15 protein-coding genes and 1 pseudogene are annotated in these 21,352 nt (G+C 44.4%); 9 read left to right on the top strand and 7 right to left on the bottom strand.

The genetic code is table 11. The features are described from left to right. Positions 1 to 237 precede the first annotated feature (237 nt). The gene (gene recC / locus P7F88_RS15235; RefSeq protein WP_277826067.1) at positions 238 to 3,684 is read right to left on the bottom strand and encodes an exodeoxyribonuclease V subunit gamma; all 3,447 of its coding nucleotides are present in this window, start codon (positions 3,682 to 3,684) and stop codon (positions 238 to 240) included. 179 nt (positions 3,685 to 3,863) lie between these two features. Between recC and P7F88_RS15230 the strand changes: the two genes are divergently transcribed. The 7 genes from P7F88_RS15230 to P7F88_RS15200 all read left to right on the top strand — a co-directional run bounded on the left by P7F88_RS15230 (position 3,864) and on the right by P7F88_RS15200 (position 11,938). Beyond that, complete coding sequence (locus P7F88_RS15230) at positions 3,864 to 4,160, top strand: YebG family protein (protein WP_277826065.1); 297 nt, start codon at positions 3,864 to 3,866, stop codon at positions 4,158 to 4,160. Between the two features lie 288 nt (positions 4,161 to 4,448). Further along, positions 4,449 to 5,831: an NCS2 family permease gene (locus P7F88_RS15225; protein ID WP_277826063.1), complete on the top strand. Its 1,383-nt coding sequence runs from the start codon at positions 4,449 to 4,451 to the stop codon at positions 5,829 to 5,831. A gap of 204 nt (positions 5,832 to 6,035) precedes the next feature. Further along, on the top strand, positions 6,036 to 7,067 hold the full coding sequence (gene dapD, locus P7F88_RS15220; protein ID WP_277826061.1) for a 2,3,4,5-tetrahydropyridine-2,6-dicarboxylate N-succinyltransferase: 1,032 nt from the start codon (positions 6,036 to 6,038) through the stop codon (positions 7,065 to 7,067). Between the two features lie 103 nt (positions 7,068 to 7,170). Next, positions 7,171 to 8,313, top strand: coding sequence for a sugar diacid recognition domain-containing protein (locus P7F88_RS15215; protein ID WP_277826059.1), 1,143 nt, complete (start codon positions 7,171 to 7,173; stop codon positions 8,311 to 8,313). A gap of 126 nt (positions 8,314 to 8,439) precedes the next feature. Beyond that, positions 8,440 to 9,573 carry a glycerate kinase gene (locus P7F88_RS15210; protein ID WP_277826057.1) on the top strand — a complete coding sequence of 378 codons (1,134 nt, stop codon included), beginning with the start codon at positions 8,440 to 8,442 and terminating at the stop codon, positions 9,571 to 9,573. A gap of 133 nt (positions 9,574 to 9,706) precedes the next feature. Then, positions 9,707 to 10,648, top strand: a complete 942-nt coding sequence (locus P7F88_RS15205) for a LysR family transcriptional regulator (RefSeq protein WP_277826055.1) — start codon at positions 9,707 to 9,709, stop codon at positions 10,646 to 10,648. Positions 10,649 to 10,939: 291 nt separating this feature from the next. Beyond that, positions 10,940 to 11,938 carry a substrate-binding domain-containing protein gene (locus P7F88_RS15200; RefSeq protein WP_277826053.1) on the top strand — a complete coding sequence of 333 codons (999 nt, stop codon included), beginning with the start codon at positions 10,940 to 10,942 and terminating at the stop codon, positions 11,936 to 11,938. Positions 11,939 to 11,946: 8 nt separating this feature from the next. Here the strand turns inward: P7F88_RS15200 and P7F88_RS15195 are convergent, their stop codons facing one another. Continuing rightward, positions 11,947 to 12,192, bottom strand: coding sequence for an HP1242/YdcH family protein (locus P7F88_RS15195; RefSeq protein ID WP_277826051.1), 246 nt, complete (start codon positions 12,190 to 12,192; stop codon positions 11,947 to 11,949). A 301-nt stretch (positions 12,193 to 12,493) separates the two neighbouring features. Between P7F88_RS15195 and P7F88_RS15190 the strand changes: the two genes are divergently transcribed. Then, positions 12,494 to 12,907 (top strand): C-GCAxxG-C-C family protein, encoded by a 414-nt coding sequence (locus P7F88_RS15190; protein WP_277826049.1) that lies wholly within the window; start codon positions 12,494 to 12,496, stop codon positions 12,905 to 12,907. A gap of 155 nt (positions 12,908 to 13,062) precedes the next feature. Here P7F88_RS15190 and galM read toward each other — a convergent pair whose 3' ends face one another. From galM to P7F88_RS15165, 5 genes and pseudogenes are all read right to left on the bottom strand, one after another. Further along, positions 13,063 to 14,136 carry a galactose-1-epimerase gene (gene galM / locus P7F88_RS15185; RefSeq protein WP_277826047.1) on the bottom strand — a complete coding sequence of 358 codons (1,074 nt, stop codon included), beginning with the start codon at positions 14,134 to 14,136 and terminating at the stop codon, positions 13,063 to 13,065. A gap of 14 nt (positions 14,137 to 14,150) precedes the next feature. Then, entirely contained in the window at positions 14,151 to 15,311 is a 1,161-nt protein-coding gene (gene galK / locus P7F88_RS15180; protein WP_277826045.1) for a galactokinase, read from the bottom strand. 23 nt (positions 15,312 to 15,334) lie between these two features. Continuing rightward, positions 15,335 to 16,390: a UDP-glucose--hexose-1-phosphate uridylyltransferase gene (locus P7F88_RS15175; RefSeq protein WP_277826043.1), complete on the bottom strand. Its 1,056-nt coding sequence runs from the start codon at positions 16,388 to 16,390 to the stop codon at positions 15,335 to 15,337. A 91-nt stretch (positions 16,391 to 16,481) separates the two neighbouring features. Beyond that, on the bottom strand, positions 16,482 to 17,492 hold the full coding sequence (gene galE, locus P7F88_RS15170; RefSeq protein WP_277826041.1) for a UDP-glucose 4-epimerase GalE: 1,011 nt from the start codon (positions 17,490 to 17,492) through the stop codon (positions 16,482 to 16,484). Positions 17,493 to 17,902: 410 nt separating this feature from the next. Then, positions 17,903 to 20,004: pseudogene (locus P7F88_RS15165) on the bottom strand (alpha-galactosidase). A 272-nt stretch (positions 20,005 to 20,276) separates the two neighbouring features. Between P7F88_RS15165 and P7F88_RS15160 the strand changes: the two are divergent. Next, on the top strand, positions 20,277 to 21,332 hold the full coding sequence (locus P7F88_RS15160; protein ID WP_277826039.1) for a LacI family DNA-binding transcriptional regulator: 1,056 nt from the start codon (positions 20,277 to 20,279) through the stop codon (positions 21,330 to 21,332). Positions 21,333 to 21,352 lie beyond the last annotated feature (20 nt).

Genomic DNA, 21,352 nt, shown 5'->3' with positions numbered 1-21,352 from the left:
ACTGCAAGTTACTGACTTATGTGATCTACAGCTAACAATTGAAACTAAACTGCAATTTTGCTCTGAATCAGAAATTAATTCGAGATCCTAGTCACGGATCATTGCGCCACATCTGGCTAGTATCCTTCCCACAGAATTTGTGGTCCCTCTGACCCTGGTGGCCGTACTACTAATAGCAACACCCTACACAAAATAATCAAACGTAGACGGCCACAAATTTCCTTATTCTGTCATTCATCAACTTTTATACTCTTCTATGTCCTGACTATGAGTTAGTGTGTGCATAAGTACATCTTGCGTATTATTCAGCAACTGACTTTCCAAATTGCTATTCCACTGCGGCCAAACACGGCGAATGTAACTATTGCTGCCCTCTCCGGAAACAAAATAACCGTCATTAAACGCCGCTTCCATTTTGGCTCCGGCATCATCTTTACCTTTAATCAGCTGCTCGGCACCGGCGAGTGCGCAGCGAGGAAAATAAGCTAGCGGCTGATTTAATCCTTCAAAATAGAGATTGATCAGATTCTGGATATGCGCCTTTGCCGACTCCGCATCAATAGGCAATAAAACTTTATGTTGCAGAGGGTTCTTTTTAGCGCTTCGATCATAGCCAATAATATGTGTCGGTCGGCTGACACCACTTAAAGCCAGAAACAGGTGATCAACCCAGGCTGATAACCAGTCTTGAGAACGGATTTTCCCGCTTCGATACCTGACCATTCCCGATTGATACTGATTCTTCAGCCATCCTGTTATCAGCAGTGTTTTTTCATATCCCGGCAATTCAAACCGTTGGCTCACTTCAATATCGTCCAGCGGAGCCTGACAGTAGTGTGCCAGTTCATCAACTAACAGATTCACCTGCTCACTCCCCGCTTCAAACTCCAAATCACCGAAGGCTCCAACAGGCAAGGCTCCTTGAGCCTTGTACTTGCGGATAAAATGTTCTGCTTCTTCTGCTTCATCTTGTCCGTTTAACCGGGCGGTCAGCAATACTCCCAGTAGTTCATCTCGCAACTGGTAGCTTTGCAAGCCATCAAGCTTAAACGGCTCTTCATCTTCAGGGCTGTTAACCGTGTAATCGAATGTCACCTTAAGCCTGCGGTTAAAGAAGTACTGAACCGGCAATCTCCAGAAGCGCTGAAGCTCGGTTAAAGGCAGCTCGCTAAACAGTTCAGAGTCCAACAGAATATCCTGAAGCGGCTGAATAAACGGCTTGCGCTTTGTTCCCTTATTGTTCACAACAGGCAGCCATTCGCTGGCATAACTTGGCTTGCTTCTTTCGAATGCCAGCTCACTAAATGGCACCATAGGATGGATATGCTCTATCCAACTTTTTAGCTTTTTCGCTGACTGGTCACTATGAAGATCTTCATCTCCACCCAGACAGAAGTTTTCACCACAATAATCGAGTAGCTCAGTGACCAGAATGGAAGGAACACGCTCTGTATTGTCCTGAATCGAACGTCCGACATAGCTGATATAAAGACTTTCCTCTGCCGATATCAGTGCTTCCAGGAACAAATACCTGTCGTCATCTCGCCGCGAGCGGTCACCCGGCATAGCTCGCCCGTTCATCAAATCGAAACCATCTTTAGGAACGGAGCGAGGGTATGCACCGTCGTTCATTCCCAACAGGCAAACCACCTTAAACGGAATGGAACGCATCGGCATCAGGGTACAGAAGTTGACCTGACCAGATAAGAACCTCTGGCTGACTCTGGAGCCGGACAACTTCTCCTCCAAATAAAGACGAATAACCGGAGGGGTAATCTCTTCGGCAAATACCGCATCCGTCAGTTCGGTTTCCAGCTTAGTCAGAGCGTCGCGAATAAGCTTAAGCGAAATCTCACCATCCAAATCTACCGTAAAAAACGATTCCAGTAATCCATAAACCAGCTGCTTCCAGCCATCGATAGTATGGCTCTTTGTTAGCTGTTCTCGATAGTGCTGTACGGTTGAAATAAAGTGCGCCAGTTTACCTGCAAGGCCAGCATCCAGCCCCTGAACTTCGTTGTAAGGCGTAATCCAATGCAGCCCATGTTCAAACAGAGTCTCTTCACCAGCCATCGCATAGCCAAGAAGCATTCTCTGAATGCCAAACAGCCAGTGGTTCTGCTCTGACTCAGGCAAATCAAAATCTGCTGCGGTATTTGAATCTATCCCCCAGCGAATACCAGACTCTTCAATCCACAGCGCCGCTTTTTCAAACTCAGGTTCACTGATCTCAAACCGGCTCATCAGCTCTGGGGTTTCTAACAACTCCAGAAGTTCAGACACACTACACCGGCTTTCAGGTAGTGCCATCAGGGTCATAAATGCCGACAGTACCGGACTCTCCTCAGCACTGGTTCTATCCGAAATAGAATAAGGAATATAGCGCTCGCCCTGCGCGTTACCGAACACAGACTGAATTGCCGGACTGTAGGTGTTGATATCCGCAACCATCACGATGATGTCCCTAGGCTTAAGCTCCGGGTTATCATCAAACATGGCTAATAAATTGTCGTGCAGAACTTCCACTTCACGCATCGGGCTGTGACAGGCATGAACGATCAGAGAAGTGTCATCTTCCGATATGGAATTCTTGTGGCTGCTGGTATCGATATTTTCATCATCCTGCCGCTCTTCCAGATTAAGAATATCGGTTTGAATCTGATGCAGCAGTGTATCCCTGTTTAAATCAACAAAAGCTTCAATTTCATTCGACTCTAGCTGAGATAAAAGATACAGGTTGTCCCGACCAAGCTTGCCCATTGATGCAAGCAAGGAGTTGCCAACAACATCAGTATGCAGTTCATGCTCAATATTATCTTCAACACTGCCCTTCAGAACAGAGGATTCACCTTTAGGTTCATAGTGATCCTTTTGCCATTCAAGCTGCTTTCTCTGCTGGCTTGCCAGTTTTGCCAGATAGTTGCGATCCCTGACTTCGCCCCAGTAATAACGGCTGGGGTTGGTAAACATCAGATGGATATCAGTATGCTCTCCAAGTGCTTTTAGCGCATCCAGATATCGTGGAGGCAATGAAGAGATACCAAAGACAAAGATTCTTTCCGGTAGCTGCTCAAACTTGTGCGTATAGCTTTCCAGAGTATCGATAAAGTTTTCGTAGAGATTTGCCCGGTGATAAGGCGACTGCCCTAAAGACAAGGTGTAGTCGTATAGAGCCTGCCATAATATTGGCTGCCAGGGCTGCTCATCATTAAGAATAGCGACGCTATCCCCAGCCTCCCATTGGGCTATCCACTCAGGCCGGTATACCAGATACCCATCAAAGATATCGGCAACCTTACCGGAAAGCTGATATAACATTGAGCCATCGTTATCGCTTTCCAGATACTGCTTTAGTGGAGAAAACTCTTCCGTTTCCAGTAGTCCGGGAATCACCTGCATTAACTTCCAGGTCATGGACTCTTTATTAAATGCACTGCGATCCGGTACATCATCCAGAACCTGAATAAACATATTCCAGATAAAAGTGGCAGGTAATGGGAAGTCGATATTCGCAGCAATGCCCAGTTCTTTGGCTAGCTCGATTTTAAGCCATTGTGACATTCCCGGACTTTGGACTAGGATCATCTCCTTATCGAACGGGTTTTCCAGAGGGTTGGCTTTAATCAGTTCTACCAGTATGGACTTAAGAATATCTATCTGATTTGAATGGTAAACAGTAAACAAACGCACACCTTTGCGAATTTAGTTTATTGCTTACCAGATTAACATATGTGACTAACACTTCCGGACAATTTTTCTAGGCAAAATGTCCCGTCACATTATGGAACTATCAACTGGACTTTTTGCACTCAAAACTGTATAAACAACCAGTAATTAACTAAGTATATTTTTGAGGGATAACCATGGCTGTAATCGTCAAGTACGTGGTGGAGCGCAACGGAGAAGAAAAGATGACTTTTACCTCTAAAGCTGAAGCTGACGCTTATGACAAAATGTTAGATATGGCGGATGAGCTTTTTGAACTGCTTGGAAAAAGTGAACTTATCGAAGACGAAGCTAAGCAAGAAGAACTATCTATGTTCCTGGCTCAGCATAAAGAAGATGTTCTGTTCGCTCTGGGAGCCAAGCGCAAACCTGCTCCTAAAAAGCCGAAGAAGGTAGAAGCTGTTGAAGACGAGTCACAGGACAACGCTGCTTAATTAAGCTCCCTAATACGGATTTAATCCTTTAAAACAGATAGTTTAAAGCCGCACGATAGCAATATCGGGCGGTTTTTTATATTCCAATTATGAAAAGTACAATCATCTAAGCCAATAATTACATTTACATCAATAATATAGATTAAAAAGCAAACGCTCACCGCAAACGATCAAATGAGTTGTAAGCCCACTAATAAAAGAGTATTTTCCTCGCCCAAGCCAGGGTCTGTAGACCCTAAATCGCCGATTTTACAGGATGTTTCTCGGCATTATGTAAATGAGGAAAACATGTCTGAAATCAACCCGAATCTAACCGAGCAGAATATAGAAGAACAAAACGCTTCTCACTCTAAAGGCTGGTTGGATAACTACTTTTCTATATCTCTCCGAGGCAGCACTGTTCGTCAGGAAGTTCTGGCCGGATTCACCACCTTTCTGGCTATGGTCTATTCAGTCATCGTTGTACCGGGCATGTTGAGCGTTGCTGGCTTCGATCAGAGCGCAATTTTCACTGCTACCTGCCTCGTTGCAGCTTTTGGCTCACTATTGATGGGCTTTTGGGCAAATCTACCTATGGCAATCGGCTGCGCCATTTCACTAACCGCCTTTACTGCTTTCAGTTTAGTTTTGGGTCAGGGTGTATCCATTCCAGTTGCTCTTGGTGCCGTGTTCTTAATGGGTGTGGTATTTACCGTGATCACGGTAACAGGAGTGCGTCAATGGATCCTTACCAATCTTCCAACGGGAATAGCACACGGCACAGGTATAGGAATTGGATTGTTCCTTTTGCTTATTGCTGCTAGCGGGGTTGGTCTTGTTATCAAAAATCCGGTAGAGGGCTTACCTGTTACTCTTGGCGAGTTTACCTCTTTCCCGGTACTGATGTCGGTTGTCGGACTTGCCGCTATCTTTGGTCTGGAAAAGCGTCGTGTACCTGGTGGTATTCTTCTTGTTATTGTCGCGATCTCTGTGCTTGGGTTGGTATTTGATCCCGCGGTTACTTATCAGGGCTTCTTTGCACTGCCTTCGTTTGGTGGAGAGAACTCTCTGATTGGTTCGATGGATGTAATGGGCGCACTAAACCCTATCGTTTTACCTAGCGTATTCGCTCTGGTAATGACCGCTATTTTTGATGCCACGGGCACCATTCGGGCTGTAGCCGGGCAAGCAAATCTATTGGATAAAGATGGCAATATTATAGATGGGGGCAAAGCACTGACATCAGATTCTGTAAGTAGCATCCTATCTGGTTTTGTTGGTGGTGCACCTGCTGCTGTTTACATAGAGTCAGCTGCCGGTACTGCCGCTGGCGGTAAAACAGGTTTAACTGCGGTTATCGTTGGAACACTGTTTTTGCTGCTGCTTTTTGTTGCGCCAATCAGCTATCTGGTTCCTAGTTACGCAACCGCTCCGGCACTGATGTATGTTGGCCTTCTAATGCTTAGCAATGTAAGTAAGTTAAACTTCAATGACTCTGTTGATGCACTTTCAGGGTTGGTATGTGCGGTATTTATTGTTCTTACTGGCAATATTGTAACTGGTATTATGCTGGGCTTTCTATGTCTGCTTGTTGGTCGCTTTGTTTCTGGTGACTGGAAGAAGTTAAACCTGGGTACCATCCTAATTACAATCGCTCTGGTTGTCTTTTATGCCGGAGGCTGGGCTATCTAACATAAGTTAAGAGTAACCCTTGCACATGAAGCGCTTAATTTCCCGAAATTAGGCGCTTTTCTTTTTGTAGAAATATATCTATAGAAAGACAACACATATCTTTTTCAAGACTTTCTTCTTTTTCACTCTTTCATCTAAGAATTAGTCTCATTATTATGCTTAGCAACAAAGACGAATAACTACATATTTTGGAGACAGACAAATATGGCTCACTTCTCATTAGCTTTTGGTACTGCAACTAAAAACAACGCAGGTAAAATCATCGAAGCATTTTTCCCAAACCCAGTACTAAACCCATCAGAAGCACTAGTTGCTGCTATTGCAAAAGTTAGCGGTTACGAAGCTGGCAACCAGGCTATCGAAGTTTCAGCAGAAACAGCGGCGGAACTTGCTACCGCATTTGCAGCAAACGCAGATGTAGCAAATGCGTCTTTTGCAGAAAAAGCAGCCGCTTCTAAACAGCCTCTTGTTCTGGTTATTCTTGAGTCTGATGAGAAGCCACAATCTGTTGCTGAAGGCTTCCTGAAGCTACAACTGATCTCTAACCGCCTGGTTAAGCCACATGGCACTGTTCTTGACGGTATCTTTGGTCTACTGCACAACATCGCATGGACAAACGAAGGCCCTATCGATCTTCCTGAGCTTGCAGACCGTCAAATCGAAGCTCGCCTTGCTGGCCGCGTTCTGACTGTAGATTGCGTAGACAAGTTCCCTAAAATGGTGGACTACGTTGTTCCTGCTGGTGTTCGTATCGCTGACACTTCTCGCGTACGTCTGGGTGCTCACGTTGGTGAAGGCACAACGGTAATGCACGAAGGCTTTATTAACTTCAACGCTGGCACAACTGGTGTAAGCATGGTTGAAGGTCGTATCTCTGCTGGTGTTATGGTTGGCGATGGCTCTGATATCGGCGGTGGTGCTTCTATCATGGGTACGCTTTCTGGTGGTGGTACTGTGGTTGTTTCTATCGGTGAAAACAGCCTGCTTGGTGCTAACGCTGGTCTTGGCTTCCCACTAGGTGACCGCTGTACTATCGAATCAGGTCTTTATGTAACTGCTGGTTCTAAAGTAAGCATGCTGGACTCTTCAGGTAAAGAAGTGGAGGTAGTGAAAGCTCGCGACCTTGCTGGTAAGCCGGACCTACTATTCCGCCGCAACTCTGTAACTGGCCAGATTGAATGTCTGACAAACAAGTCAGCTGTTGAACTTAACAGCGAACTGCACAGCAACAACTAAGCCTCACTTTCTTAGTTAACAGATTAAGGGAGCTGATGTACCACATCAGCTCCTTTTTTGTTAATCTGCACAAATCATTTCTCTGACAGACTCCGAGTCAAACATGATTTTAGCGCACAAACTTGCCCAGCAGATTGTTGATCGAACCATGGATATTATCGACAACAACATCAACGTAATAAATCACACAGGGGTGATTATTGGCAGCGGCGATAAGCATCGAATAGGCGAAGTACACGACGGTGCTCTGCTCGCCATCAAACACGGAGATACTGTAGAAGTAACAGAAAGTGCCGGAGCAACGCTTAAGGGCGTAAAGCCCGGTATCAATCTTTTGCTCAAACATCAGGGAGAAGTCATTGGTGTAGTTGGTATTACAGGTGAGCCCGACTCGATACGTAGTTATGCAGAGCTAGTCAAAATGACCGCTGAAATGATAGTTGAACAATCGGCGCTAACCGAACAGCTTCAGTGGGATAAACGCCACAAGGAAGAGTTTGTAACAGCATGGGTTGAAAACCGTTTAAACGAAATTGAGCTTCAGAGCTGGGCTTCTCGCTTGAATATTGACCTAACAAAGCCAAGAGTTGTTACCGTTATTGAGTTCTCATCAGAAAATAGAGATTCCACCCTTAAGCACATTCAACAAGCTATTGATATTCTTGAATACCCATACAGAGATAACCTAGTGTCAGTTATGTCCATGAACGAAGTTGCTGTATTGAAACCCTACCAGGCATCAGACTCTAACAACTTCAAACAGACAGAAAGCAACCGAATAGACAAGCTCATTGAACGTCTGAACGATCGTGGAATATATGATGTCCATATCGGCTTAGGCAGATACTTCCCGGAGCTAGAAAATATCCATTTATCTTACCAAAGTGCAAAGCAGGCCATTCAGATAGGTAAAGCCAGCTCGACAAACGATCATAAGCACCTTTTTGATGCGCACTCATTCCCGATATTGCTATCACCCTTGATCGATTCATGGCAGGGTAATCAATTGACGACCCCTATCATTAAGCTAAAGGCCCAGGATAAATCCGGACAACTGACCAAAACCTTAACCGCCTTGTTCGAGAATGAAGGTAACCTGAAAGAGTGCGCCGACTCCTTATTTATTCACCGTAATACGCTACGTTATCGCCTGAATAAAATTGAAGAGATCACTCAGGTATCACCTCACACTTTTGCCGGACAGGTCGAGCTCTACCTGGCACTACAATTAAGTAAATCAAAATAATTGTGCAAACGCACAAAAATAAGCATTTTTCACTCTAGTAATTTGTATATGAGTCCGATGTATTCAGACTTACAAAAGAAGATAATCAATACCAATATAAAAACTCAATCATTAGGGTAGACATAAATGAAAGTCGTTATCGCACCAGATTCATTCAAAGAAAGCTTAACTGCAAAAGAGGTTTGTCAGGCAATAGAAACTGGCCTGAAAAGAGTTTGGCAGGATGCTGAGTTCGTACATGTTCCTGTAGCAGATGGTGGTGAAGGTACTGTTCAGTCACTTATCGATGCAACCGAAGGAAAACTGGTAGAACTTCCCGTCACAGGTCCGCTAAATGAACCTGTGGAAGCTTTTTATGGCGTTCTGGGCGATAACACCACTGCGGTTATTGAAATGGCCGCAGCAAGTGGACTGCACCACGTACCTCAGGCTCAGCGTGATCCTAAGCTTACAACTAGCTTTGGTACTGGTGAGTTGATTAAACACGCTCTGGATAACGGCATGACTAAACTGATTATCGGTTTGGGTGGTAGTGCAACCAACGATGGCGGTATCGGTATGCTAGCTGCGCTGGGAGCGAAGTTAACCGATAGCGAAGGAAACCCAGTAACTCCAAATGGTACGGGGTTAGCGCAGATTGAAAACATCAATATCGAAGGTATGGATAGCAGGCTAGCTGATGTCGATATCCTTGTCGCATGTGATGTTGATAACCCACTTTGCGGCGAACATGGTGCTTCAGCTACTTTCGGTAAGCAAAAAGGCGCAACACCAGAAGATATTGAGTTCCTTGATAATGGCTTAAGAAACTTCGGTGAAAAGGTTGCTACTCAACTAGGTAAAGAGATCATCTCTGTTCCTGGTACTGGTGCAGCCGGTGGTATGGGCGCTGCACTGATTGGCTTTACTAATGCAACAATGAAAGCAGGTATCGACATTGTAGTTGAAACTGTTCAGCTAAGTGACCAGATTGCAGGCAGCGATCTGGTTATCACTGGCGAAGGTCGAATTGACTGGCAGACCATCCATGGCAAAACACCTATGGGAGTAGCTCGCGAAGCATCGAAACACGCTGTTCCTGTAGTAGCAATGGCGGGTTGTGTTGGTGACAACTATCAGGCGGTTTATGATATTGGTATTCAGGCGGTATTTACCGCACTGCCAAGAGCAATGGACCTTCAAACTGCGTTTGCAGAGTCCAGTATTAACCTGGCAAACCTAGCTGAGAATGTAGCGAGAGTATGGTCGATTAACATATAAGTCGACGTAACGATAAGCGCTAATACTGAATGCTGTACTAGCGCTTGTTATTCCCCACTTCCTCTCTAAAGCACTGTTTTTATTATTCCTATCTGTCTATACTAGTGGGACAGCTGATCGATGGGGACGTTATGTGGCAAAGGATCTGTTTCGCAACTTAAACCTGAATTTACTTCGAACATTCTTAGTTATTTATCAAGAAAACAACCTTCAAAAAGCGTCTGTTAGACTGAATGTTTCACCACCAGCACTAACTAAATCCTTAAATAACCTTAGAGACCACTTTGACGACCGACTGTTTGTAAAAGTTCCGTCCGGGTTATCCCCTACCCCTTTTGCCGAAAAGCTGTACGATAATATCCTACCATCGTTCGACAATTTAGCTTTTAGCATCAATGCATTGCATGAGTTTGACCCGTCTGTTCTTAAAGGCGAATTTTCAATCGCGGTATCTCCATGCCTACTACAAGCTATCGGTAAAGATCTGTTTACAGAAATCAATAAGCAGGCACCAGAGTTAGAGCTTCACCTTATCAACTGGTCAAAAACTTCAGCGGAAGATATACAGAATGGTCATGTTCGATTTGGTATCAACTATGATCTGGATGACATACCTAAGGAAATTATTGCTAAACAGGTGGCACGCGACCAATTTAAACTCTACATGAGAAAGAACCACCCACTTAATGGGGAAGAAAAGGTACTTCGAAACATAGCAAAGTATCCCATTGCAACTCTCCTTGCCGCTGACTGGAATACCCGGCGTTCTCATGCCAGCCGAGTAATAGAAAAAGAACTTCCTGACGTAAAGCCTAATATCGTTTTTCGCTCCGAGCTACCATCTGCAATTTTTGAAGTCATCTCTGACTCAGATATTCTATTCCCAACAAGCCAGTATGTTCACATTGAGCGACATCCTCAGCTAACAACTGCTAGCATCATTACGACAAACGAGTCATTCGTGTTCGAAATTTCTATCTTTTATCATTACAGAAATAAACAAGATCCAATACTAAACTGGCTTGCAAACATTGTTGAAAGGATATTCTCTCAACACGCCAGCATTAACCAATAGTTAATATCGAACTACCTACAATTAAATAGATAAAACTCATGTTTGAAGTATCGTCGCTCATTAATACCTACTTCGAAGGTAGGGATGACAGTATAGAATTTGGGTTAAGTTTTGATTTTTAACTTAACACGACACAATCAATGTAACGTTTACACTAATTTTATTTATTTAATTTCAATCATTTAAAAACAACAAATCAATTATGAGAACTACCACATTGAAAGTCATTACACAAAGCACTTACACTTAAAACAATCAGAAGCGAAAAGCTCAGTTAAATTGGTGTAGAAGATGGCAACCATTAAAGATGTCGCTAGAGAAGCTGGCGTATCAGTGGCAACTGTGTCACGTGTTATAAATAAATCCCCTAAAGCAAGTGCAGCGTCCATTGAGTCTGTTAAGAAAGCAATGAAAAAGCTTGGCTACAGGCCAAATGCAAATGCGCGAGCGCTTGTAAACCAAAGTACGAATACAGTGGGTGTTCTGGTTGCGGACGTATCAGACCCCTTCTTTGGGACCATGGTAAAAGCGATCGATAACATCGCTCAGGCTCAGGGCAAACATATTCTGATATGTAATGGTTATCACGATCCAAAAGACGAAAAAGCAGCAATAGAGCTCTTGATTAATAGTCGGTGTGAATCGCTGATCATTCACTCTAAAAGCCTGTCCGATGAAACCATTATTGAGTATGCAAAAGAAGTTAAAGGTCTAGTGATCATAAACCGTCATATTCCAGAGCTAGCTGATCGCTGTATATCTCTGGATAACCGCAAAGGCTCATACCTGGCAACCGAGTTTTTGATTCGTCACGGTCATAAAAAGATTGCTCATATTGCCTCTCAACATCAGATTGAAGATGCCGACGAGCGTATTGAAGGTTATCTGTCTGCAATGCGTGATAATGGGCTAGATGCCCCTAAAAGCTTTATAGAGTACGGTGAGCCGAATAGTGAAGGTGGCGAAGTCGCTGCCACTAACCTCCTAACGAAGTCAGTTCCGTTCACTGCAGTAGTCGCATACAACGACTATATGGCTGCCGGAGCTATCTCTGTATTTGAAGAAAATGGTATCAAGGTGCCACAGGAGATGTCGATTGTCGGGTTCGATGATGGTTTGATCGCGAAATACGTACATCCTAAACTAACGACTATTCGTTACCCGATTCAGCTAATGGCTGAAAAAGCAGCAAGACTCTCTTTAGAACTGGCTCAGGGCAATGAAGCCGAGCAAGAGGCCAACCGCTTTTCTCCAACCATTGTCAGACGTATGTCTGTTGAGAAGGTTTAACGCCGATACTACTTACTGCGGAATTGAATCAAGCGCTGATATAGCCAGTCTTTCATTTCCGCACGTTTCATCTTTAAGCTGGAAAACGCTTCATCACTGGTGGGAACGCCATTCTGCTCTAGTTCGTAAAGCTCATCATCAAGTTTGTTGTACTCACTATTTACCGCTTTGAATTCATCGTCATTTAGGACACAGTTTCTCAGGGTATCAGCTAAATCTGGAAAGTCTCGGTCCAGGCTATGATGTTCTATCATCGTACTTATCTCCATGTATGAATTAACACAGGCACATTAGTGCCCGCAGATGCCTCACCATGATCGATACGGCCACACCTAAAAAACCGTTCAAGTCTTATTATTATTTGTGTATTAAATGTAGTTCAGAATGTGCTGGAAAAAACCGATACGGGTTACATATTCATCGCAATAGCTCACATTGTTACATTTTTCACAGCCATAAATAGGTAGTTTTTAACTATTATCAATTCCACTATTTTGTAAATGAGGTTACTTGAGCATAAACTCTCAATCAGGTTTAAATGCTAGGTTTTAAATTATGAAGAACAAACAGGCAGCAAAATATTTTCACGGCGAAGAAGGTTTGAACTGCGCTCAGGCAGTATTAAAAGCGTTTCAGCCCGAATCAGGCATGACCGACTTTACCATTAAGTCTGCACAGGTAGCCGGCGGTGGCCGAGCTAAAGACGGGGTATGCGGTGCGCTTTATGCTGTTCAAATGGTGTTTGGAGAAGGCAAAGCGACCGACGATGTTGTTGAAAATTTTGTAAAACAGAACGGTTCTCCGCTATGCCAGGACATCAAAACGACCGAATGTCAGTGTAGAGAGTATGTACGAACAGCAACAGAATTAGCGGAAAAACATATCGATATGTTGGACAAGGAAAACGCCGACTATGTGTTTGACCGAAAGATCCGTGAAGTAGATATGCTGGTTAAGCCTGAAAGCTAAATCCAGACACAATAATAGAAGCTGTCATCCCGGATGAGCCAAAGCGAAGTCCGGGATCTAGCTGTAGCCAGATTTCGTACTACGCTCGTACCTCGCTATACGGAATGACGGTATTTGGGTTCAATAATTCTCAAAGATTAACAAACGCAGTTCAGCTAAAACTCAAACTGATAGTCTGTTGTATAGCTATACTTTTCACCCGGCTCCAGAATAGAACTCTCCTGAGCCCATTCAGGATGGTTTGGTGAATCCGGCAAGAACTGAGTTTCCAGCGCCACACCTGAGTAATCCTGATACTCTCCACCAACACGATTTGGCGTACCGCCCAACCAGTTCCCTGTATAAAGCTGTATTGCCGGTTTACCAGTGAACACCTTCATCTTCAGACTACCATCAGGTAACGCTACCGTTGCCGTTGAATCAGCAATATCGCGCTCTGGATCTAACCAGAATGAGTGGTCATATCCTTTGGCATTTTCCTGTTGCTCATCCGACAACAGATCGTCAGAGATAGCTTTCGCCTTACGAAAATCAAAACTGGTATTAAACACTGGTGCTAGTTCGCCTAGAGGAATACCCACTTCATTAGTTGGCAGATAATGCAAAGCATTTAACTCAACAATATGTTCTTTGCAGGTATGACCGGACTCAGCACCCAGAAGGTTAAAGTAAGCGTGGTTGGTCAGATTGACCGGCGTAAGCGTATCTGTCTCTGCTTCATAACAAATAGAGACTCTGTTGTCTGCCGTAAGCTGATAAGTCACAGATACTGTTACTTCGCCAGGAAAGCCTTGATCGCCATCAGGTGAAACAAGACTATAGCGCACAAAATCGGAGCCCTGCTCTGCTATTTTCCAACGACGCTTATCGAAGCCGTTAGGACCGCCATGCAGAGTGTTTCCTGCCTGATTGGTTTCAACCTGATACAGGTTTCCACCTATATCAAATTGCCCTTTAGCGATACGATTTGCATAACGTCCTACAGACACGCCCATATAAGCAGCTTGTCGGTTAAAATCAGCCATTGTTGAAACACCAAGTAAAACTTCGCGCTCATCTCCGGCCACAGGCACCTTACAGCTTAACCATGTAGCACCGATATCCATAAAAGTAACACTCATACCTGAAGCATTTTTTAGTGTTACCAAAATAGCAGGGCGACCATCGAAGGCCGCCTCGCTTGTCATCGTTTTTTCCAACGAATCTGTTTTTTCTAATGTGTCAGCCATGACGTTCCTTAGCTTTATAGTACTTCGGCTAAGCCAGCTCCATCCTTCGCCTGACACACATAGATTGACTCTTTAAGGCCAGTTTCCGCTTCATATTTCGCTTCAACTGTTGCTTTTACATCATCCACATACGCAGGTGGAACAAGAGCGACAATACAGCCACCAAAACCACCACCTGTCATACGAACACCACCTTTATCGCCAACAACTTCTTTCACGATATCAACAAGGTAATCAATCTCTTTTACTGTAATTTCAAAGTCGTCTCGCATTGAAGCATGAGATTGAGCCATCAATTCACCCATACGCTTCATATCACCAGCGATAAGTGCTTTTGCTGCTTCTTCAGTACGATCATTCTCTGTAATCACATGACGAGCACGTTTCGCTACAACAGGATCCAATTCGGTAACCTTAGCATTAAACTCATCAATGGAAACATCTCTTAGTGCTTTTACGTTAAATATTTGCGCAGCTTGCTCACACTGTTCACGGCGAGTGTTGTACTCACTATCAACCAGACCACGTTTTTTGTTCGAGTTGATGATAACAACTGCCATATCTTCTGGCATTGAAACAGCTGTTGTTTCAAGGGAACGACAGTCGATAAGTAGCGCGTGGCTCTCTTTACCTTCTGCAGAAATCAACTGATCCATGATGCCGCAGTTACAGCCAACAAACTCGTTTTCTGCTTGCTGACCGTTCAGAGCAATTTCAGCCTGGCTGATTTCAAGAGCATACAGCTCTTTAAATGTTTGACCGATAACCACTTCAAGAGCAGCAGATGAACTCAGGCCTGCACCTTGTGGTACGTTACCGCTAACTGAGATATCAGCGCCTTTAAACTCATAGCCACGTGCAAGCAGGCATTTAACAACACCGCGGATGTAGTTTGCCCACATTTTATCTTGCTGGAATTCAATCTCTTTGGTCAGGTCAAATTCATCAGTCGCGTTTCCGTAATCTACTGATACTACGCGTACGATATTGTCATCACGCTTTGCAGCAGCAACCACAGTTTGGTAGTTGATAGCACATGGCAGCACAAAACCATCGTTGTAGTCAGTGTGTTCACCAATCAGGTTTACACGGCCAGGAGCCTGAATAATATGTGTTGCGTCATACCCTAAAACTGAGCTGAACGCCTCTTGAACGCTAGTGGATAAAGTCGTCATAATTCTGTCTCTCTAATAATTATTTATTTCTGCTCTTTGTAGTGAACGTCACTCAAATCGCGAAGTTTCTGTGCTGCCTGCTCTGCAGTCAGGTCACGCTGAGATTCAGCAAGCATTTCATAGCCCACCATAAACTTACGTACAGTTGCACTGCGTAGTAGAGGCGGATAGAAAAGTGCATGTAGCTGCCAGTGATCGATATCGGTTCCTTCTTCGAAGAACGGAGCATAGTGCCAGCCCATAGAGTATGGGAATGAACACTGGAACAGATTGTCATAGCGGCTGGTCAGCTTTTTGATAGCAACAGCAAGGTCGTCACGCTGCTCATCAGATAGCTCACTCATACGACGAATATGTGCTTTCGGTAGCAACATAGTTTCAAAAGGCCATGCAGCCCAATATGGTACAACGGCAATCCAGTGCTCGGTTTCAACAACCGTGCGCTCACCATCTTTCATTTCTGCCTGGACATAATCCACCAACAGGTTTGAACCATACTTTTCGTAGTATTCTTTTAGATTCTTCTCTTTACGTTCGATCTCATTAGGCAGGAAGCTGTTAGCCCAGATCTGACCGTGTGGGTGAGGCTGAGAACACCCCATGGTTTCGCCTTTGTTTTCAAAAGCCTGAACCCATAGATACTCTTTACCCAACTCTTCGATCTGCTCATCCCAGGTATCAATCACGCCACGGATCTTGTTAACCGGTAGCTCTGGAAGTGTTTTGCTGTGATCTGGAGAGAAACAGATAACGCGGCTTAGTCCACGAACACCTTGTGTTTTAAATAGCGGGTTGTCTGACTCAGGAGCATCCGGAGAATCTGTCATTAGTGCAGCAAAGTCGTTTCCGAAAACGTAAGTTCCTTCGTAATCTGGGTTTTTGTCACCAGAAATACGGGTATTGCCTGCACAAAGGAAACAGTTTTCATCGTAAGATGGCAGTTCTTCTGTTGCAGGTTTTTCGTCCTGACCACTCCAGGGACGCTTTGCGCGGTGTGGTGAAACTAGAATCCACTGCCCCGTTAAAGGGTTATAACGACGGTGTGGGTGATCAACCGGATCAAATTTGATATCAGACATACAAGCTCTCAAAAATTCAACTCAGGTGTCTCGTTAATTTCCAGGTAACGGACACCTGATTATTAATAACTAAATTATCACTAATTTTATTTTAGTAACCATTCGGGTTTTTGGACTGCCAATTCCAGGTATCAGCTGTCATTTCCATAACGCTTCGTGTTGCTTTCCAGCCAAGGTCTTTTTCAGCTTTAGCTGTACTTGCCCAACACTCAGCAATGTCACCAGGACGACGAGGACAGATTTCGTAAGGAACTGGTTTGCCACAAGCATCACCAAACGCCTTAACCATCTCTAGAACACTCGAACCATTACCTGTACCCAGGTTGTAGATGTGTAGACCCGCTTTCTCACCAACCGCTTTTAGTGCGGCGATATGGCCATCTGCAAGATCCATTACGTGGATATAGTCACGAACACCGGTACCATCTGGCGTGCTGTAGTCATCACCAAATACTGATAGTTTTTCGCGGCGGCCTACGGCTACCTGTGCGATGAACGGCATCAGGTTATTTGGAATACCTTGAGGGTCTTCACCCATAGTGCCTGATGGATGTGCACCTACTGGGTTGAAGTAACGAAGAAGCGTAATGCTCCAGTCATCATTTGCATCGAAGAAATCAGAGAATACACACTCAACCATGTACTTGCTGCGGCCGTAAGGGTTAGTGGTTGCACCAACTGGAGAATCTTCAGTAATTGGCACGATATCAGGGTCACCGTAAACTGTTGCCGATGAGCTGAATACGATGCTCTTTACACCAGCTTTGCGCATAGAGCGCGCAAGAACCAGCGAACCATTGACGTTGTAATCGTAATACTCAAGAGGCTTCGCAACAGATTCGCCTACCGCTTTCAGGCCAGCAAAGTGAATCACTGATTGAATGTCGTGCTCGCTGAAGATTTTGTCTAACAACGCTTCATCACGAATATCACCTTCGTAGAATACCGGGCGTTGGCTTGTTAGCGCTTCAATACGCTCAAGCACTTCTGTTTTGCTGTTGCAAAGATTATCGATAATGATTGGTTCCATGCCTGCTTCTAACATCTGCACACATGTGTGGCTGCCGATATAGCCCATGCCACCTGTTACTAGAACTTTCACATTTGCCTCTCTTTAGCGTGTAAGTCACGCCTATAAATAATTTTCAATAAACCCTGGATTGTTTATTGAGCTTGTATGAAGTGTAGAGTCTATTTGTCACTTATGCTGTGATCAAACTCAAATTAGTGTAAACGTTTCCACAATTTTTTACTCTAACTGAAATATATTGCAAACATATGTATGAAAAGGAGTCAGGGAAATGACAGTTATCCGCCAAGAATTTATTGTAAACGCTTGCATTTTATCGTTAAGGCACAAGTTACACGATATGTGTTATCTCATTAATGGGAACAAAAAGGCCTTACACCGCAGTGTAAGGCCTAGAATAAAAAGACTGCGCTACTCCCCCTTAAATCGAGTAGCGCAGTAAACACTCTGCCCAGAGAGACATGGTCTCGGACTGAGTAAAACTAGATTTTCTTAACGTGCACCATCAGAGCGGATTCAGGGTCAAGAATCGGCAAGGTCAGGCCTATTTCTTTCAGGTTATCCCCACTCAACGTCAGCGTTTTATCCAACCACTGTGGACGCTGCTTCATCAGCTGGAAGCTGGTTGTCGGCATCTCAACCAACTTAACTTCATAGCTAGCATCAGTATCGATGCAACTAATGCGTAAAGGAGTTGGAAGTGCGTAATCAGGCATAGCTAGCTGACAAACTGTTATCACCATCTCATCATCATTCATTACACCGTAGATATTCTGCCTGCCATCAGAAGCGTTCAACCTGAAGCTACGACCAGAGTGCAGAAGATCTCGATACTGCTTATGCAGAGCAATGTAGTGAGCGAAGGCTTTTTTCTCCTCAGCTGACTCTTTGACCGGATCAAGCTCTACCCCCATATGGCCTGCAAGCGCCGTCATACCACGCATGTTGATATGGTGCATTCTGCTGGTTGTATGTGCTTCATCCGGACCAATATGCGCGCCCATCACCTCTGGTGGGAAGAAGTAGCTCATACCTCTTTGAATGGTCTGACGCTCTAAAGCATCATTACAGTCAGATGCCCAGAAGCGATGCGTGCGCTTAAGAATTTCGAAGTCGATTCGGCCGCCACCAGAAGAACAAGATTCAATTTCCACTTCAGGATGCTCTGCAAGAAGACTATCCAATAGTTTGTACAACGCCTTTGTCTGGCCGTTTACCGCTGCTTTACCCTCATGGCCAGGTTGCACTAACTCTCGGTTCATATCCCATTTCAGGTAAGCGATATTGTATTGCGTTAGCAGTGAATCCAGTCGTTCATATAGGTATGCAAAGCAATCTGGATTTTGTAGATCCAGAACATACTGCCAGCGACCAGAAGGCTGATGATATCCCTGCAAACCAAGTACCCAGTCAGGATGATCGCGATATAGCATAGAATCTTTACTGATCATCTCAGGCTCAACCCACAGACCAAACTCCATTCCAGCATCATTGACGTGCTTGATGACTGGTTCGAGACCATCCGGATATTTTTTCTCATCCAGGAACCAGTCACCAAGCGCCGTACGTTCACCATCACGACCAACAAACCAGCCGTCATCAATGATAAAACGCTCTACCCCCATCTCTGCAGCTTCTGTCGCCATTTGCATTATGTATTCTGGCTTATGGTCAAAGTAGATACCTTCCCAGGTGTTAAGGTGAACCGGGCGTGGCTTAGATACCGGGAACTTCACAATGTTACTGCGAACAAAGCGGTGGAATCTGTCGGAAATTCCATTTAGACCTGTCGTACTGTAACAAGCGTACAACCATGGTGTGGTATAAGTTTCTTCTGCTTGAAGTGCCTTCTCCCCGAAAGAAGCAACTCGCCAGCCTGAACAAAACGTCGACCATCACTTTTCACATCCGCACGGATTTGATGGTTACCACTCCAACCTAAATGGAAGCCCCATACTAACCCTGACTGTTCATTGAAATTATCCGTACCTAAAAGCAAGCCAGGAAAGTTCTCATGAGACGTACGACCACGGCGGTTTTCCTGCATAAAGCCACCGTGAGCAAAAGATTGTCTGTGCGTCTGGAACTCGCGACTCCATCGACCATGGAAACTCATCAGTTCACTTGCATGCTGAGGAAGTGGCAGCGTTGATGAAAGCTTGTTTAAGTAATACTCGGAGCTGCCTTTGTTGGTTACGCTGATACGCTTTTGTACAACGTCCGTTTCGAAGTCCAGTTTCACTTCAATGTCCAACTGAAGATCAGAAACGCTATCAACCAGAGTAAACTTAGCACTATTATCTTTAACATCCTCGGCAGTAACACCAAAGACAGGAGCCCAGTCATAACCAGCACGATGCCCCTCTATACCCGGCGCGTTGAAATGCCCGCTTCCGAGCTCAGGACAAAGTGAAAGAGGAACATCCACATCCAATCGAGCCTGAGAAATAGGTCTCTCTGTTGAAAGTAGAAGATCGTCATCAATCTGACTGATAGCGGCCCCCCAATGCAAAATTTCAGGGACGCGATCAACCTTGATAATCAGGCTGCTATTCTTACTCTTTAAGTGGACGATCTTGTTCATCTTTAGAAACCTTTGTTTGCGAAAACATTTGATATGATAATGAACTTGAAGGGCGGAATTATCCAGATCAATTAGCAAGGTTCGTGATCAAGATCGTTATTTACCATCAATACAAAGTCGTTCACATGACATTTTGTGTTTTCGAAAACAAAATAGCACTAAATAGTGCTATCTTTACTACATCAAATAACAGCAATTCGATAGGCAAATCAATCAGCCTAATGCTAGAATCAAAACTTATTTTTAAATCACATCAGGCCAGATCCAATCAGATGAGCGTAACATTCAAAGAAGTTGCTAAATTAGCAGGTGTATCTACTCAAACTGTATCCCGGGTAACAAACGGCTCCTCAAGTGTTGCAGAGGAGACCAAAAAGAAAGTACTCGCAGCTATTGATGAGCTGGGTTATGTCCCTAACCGGGGTGCCCAGATACTAAGTCGTGCTAAAGCGAATGTTGTTGGACTTATCACTCTGGATATTGGCCTTCATGGTATATCCCTGATCGCTAGCAGCATCCGACAACACGCTCAAAAGAAAGGGTATGGTATCTCGCTCTCTATTGTCCCTGACCCAGCTTTCGACAATATGCTGTCAGCTATTCGGGAACTGAAGTCGCAAAAAGTTGAGAATATAATCTTCAACCTGCATGTGGTTAAGCATGACGCGGAAGCCCTGGTAAGGCAGTTTCCTGACTTAAGTTTTGTTTTTATCGATGTCCCACCGAACACTAAAGTCAGCTCAGTGAGCGCCAGTAACTACGAAGGTGCTCAAACCTCTGCCAATCTGATGCTGGAACACAAGCGTAATAAATTTATCCTGATCAGTGGGCCAGAAAATTCCAATGCCTCCCGACTTCGCTTACAGGGCTGGATTGATACCGTTTGTTCTAACGATGCAACTATCGTCCATCGATTTGAAGGTGACTGGCAGGCTAAAAGTGGTTACCTGAGCACTAAAGAAGCGCTTACCACCGGGGAAACCTTCGACGCTATATTGGTTGCCAACGATCAGATGGCTCTAGGTGTATTACGAGCTTTAGACGAACAAGGCGTAAAAGTACCTGAACAGGTGGCGGTTATCGGCTTTGATGATACCGAAGACTCTGCATTCTTTAATCCACCTCTCAGCACTATCCGTCAGGACTTTGCTGCCATTGGTGAACAAGCTGTTGATTTTGTTTTAAACAAAGAAGAGAGCGAGAGTAAACGTTCGATTGCAACCACCTCTCTGATTGAGCGGCAAAGCACCGCAATAAAACAAGATTCTCTGTACGATAAAAAAGAGATCCAGAATCTGTTAAATCAGATTAATCAGTTGCTTCCATAGCTCTGATTTCGTCATTCCGG

Origin of the sequence: Vibrio hannami, assembly GCF_029589055.1 — a bacterium.
GTDB lineage: Bacteria > Pseudomonadota > Gammaproteobacteria > Enterobacterales > Vibrionaceae > Vibrio > Vibrio hannami.
Note: the sequence above shows the minus strand (reverse complement) of the source record. Positions and strands in the feature narration are given on the sequence as shown.

Bases quoted from the DNA above. Each gene is read 5' to 3' on its own strand.
- P7F88_RS15230 (WP_277826065.1), top strand. From the start codon at position 3,864: ATGGCTGTAATCGTCAAGTACGTGGTGGAGCGCAACGGAGAAGAAAAG.
- P7F88_RS15225 (WP_277826063.1), top strand. From the start codon at position 4,449: ATGTCTGAAATCAACCCGAATCTAACCGAGCAGAATATAGAAGAACAA.
- dapD (WP_277826061.1), top strand. From the start codon at position 6,036: ATGGCTCACTTCTCATTAGCTTTTGGTACTGCAACTAAAAACAACGCA.
- P7F88_RS15215 (WP_277826059.1), top strand. From the start codon at position 7,171: ATGATTTTAGCGCACAAACTTGCCCAGCAGATTGTTGATCGAACCATG.
- P7F88_RS15210 (WP_277826057.1), top strand. From the start codon at position 8,440: ATGAAAGTCGTTATCGCACCAGATTCATTCAAAGAAAGCTTAACTGCA.
- P7F88_RS15200 (WP_277826053.1), top strand. From the start codon at position 10,940: ATGGCAACCATTAAAGATGTCGCTAGAGAAGCTGGCGTATCAGTGGCA.
- P7F88_RS15195 (WP_277826051.1), bottom strand. From the start codon at position 12,192: ATGATAGAACATCATAGCCTGGACCGAGACTTTCCAGATTTAGCTGAT.
- P7F88_RS15190 (WP_277826049.1), top strand. From the start codon at position 12,494: ATGAAGAACAAACAGGCAGCAAAATATTTTCACGGCGAAGAAGGTTTG.
- galM (WP_277826047.1), bottom strand. From the start codon at position 14,136: ATGGCTGACACATTAGAAAAAACAGATTCGTTGGAAAAAACGATGACA.
- galK (WP_277826045.1), bottom strand. From the start codon at position 15,311: ATGACGACTTTATCCACTAGCGTTCAAGAGGCGTTCAGCTCAGTTTTA.
- P7F88_RS15175 (WP_277826043.1), bottom strand. From the start codon at position 16,390: ATGTCTGATATCAAATTTGATCCGGTTGATCACCCACACCGTCGTTAT.
- P7F88_RS15160 (WP_277826039.1), top strand. From the start codon at position 20,277: ATGAGCGTAACATTCAAAGAAGTTGCTAAATTAGCAGGTGTATCTACT.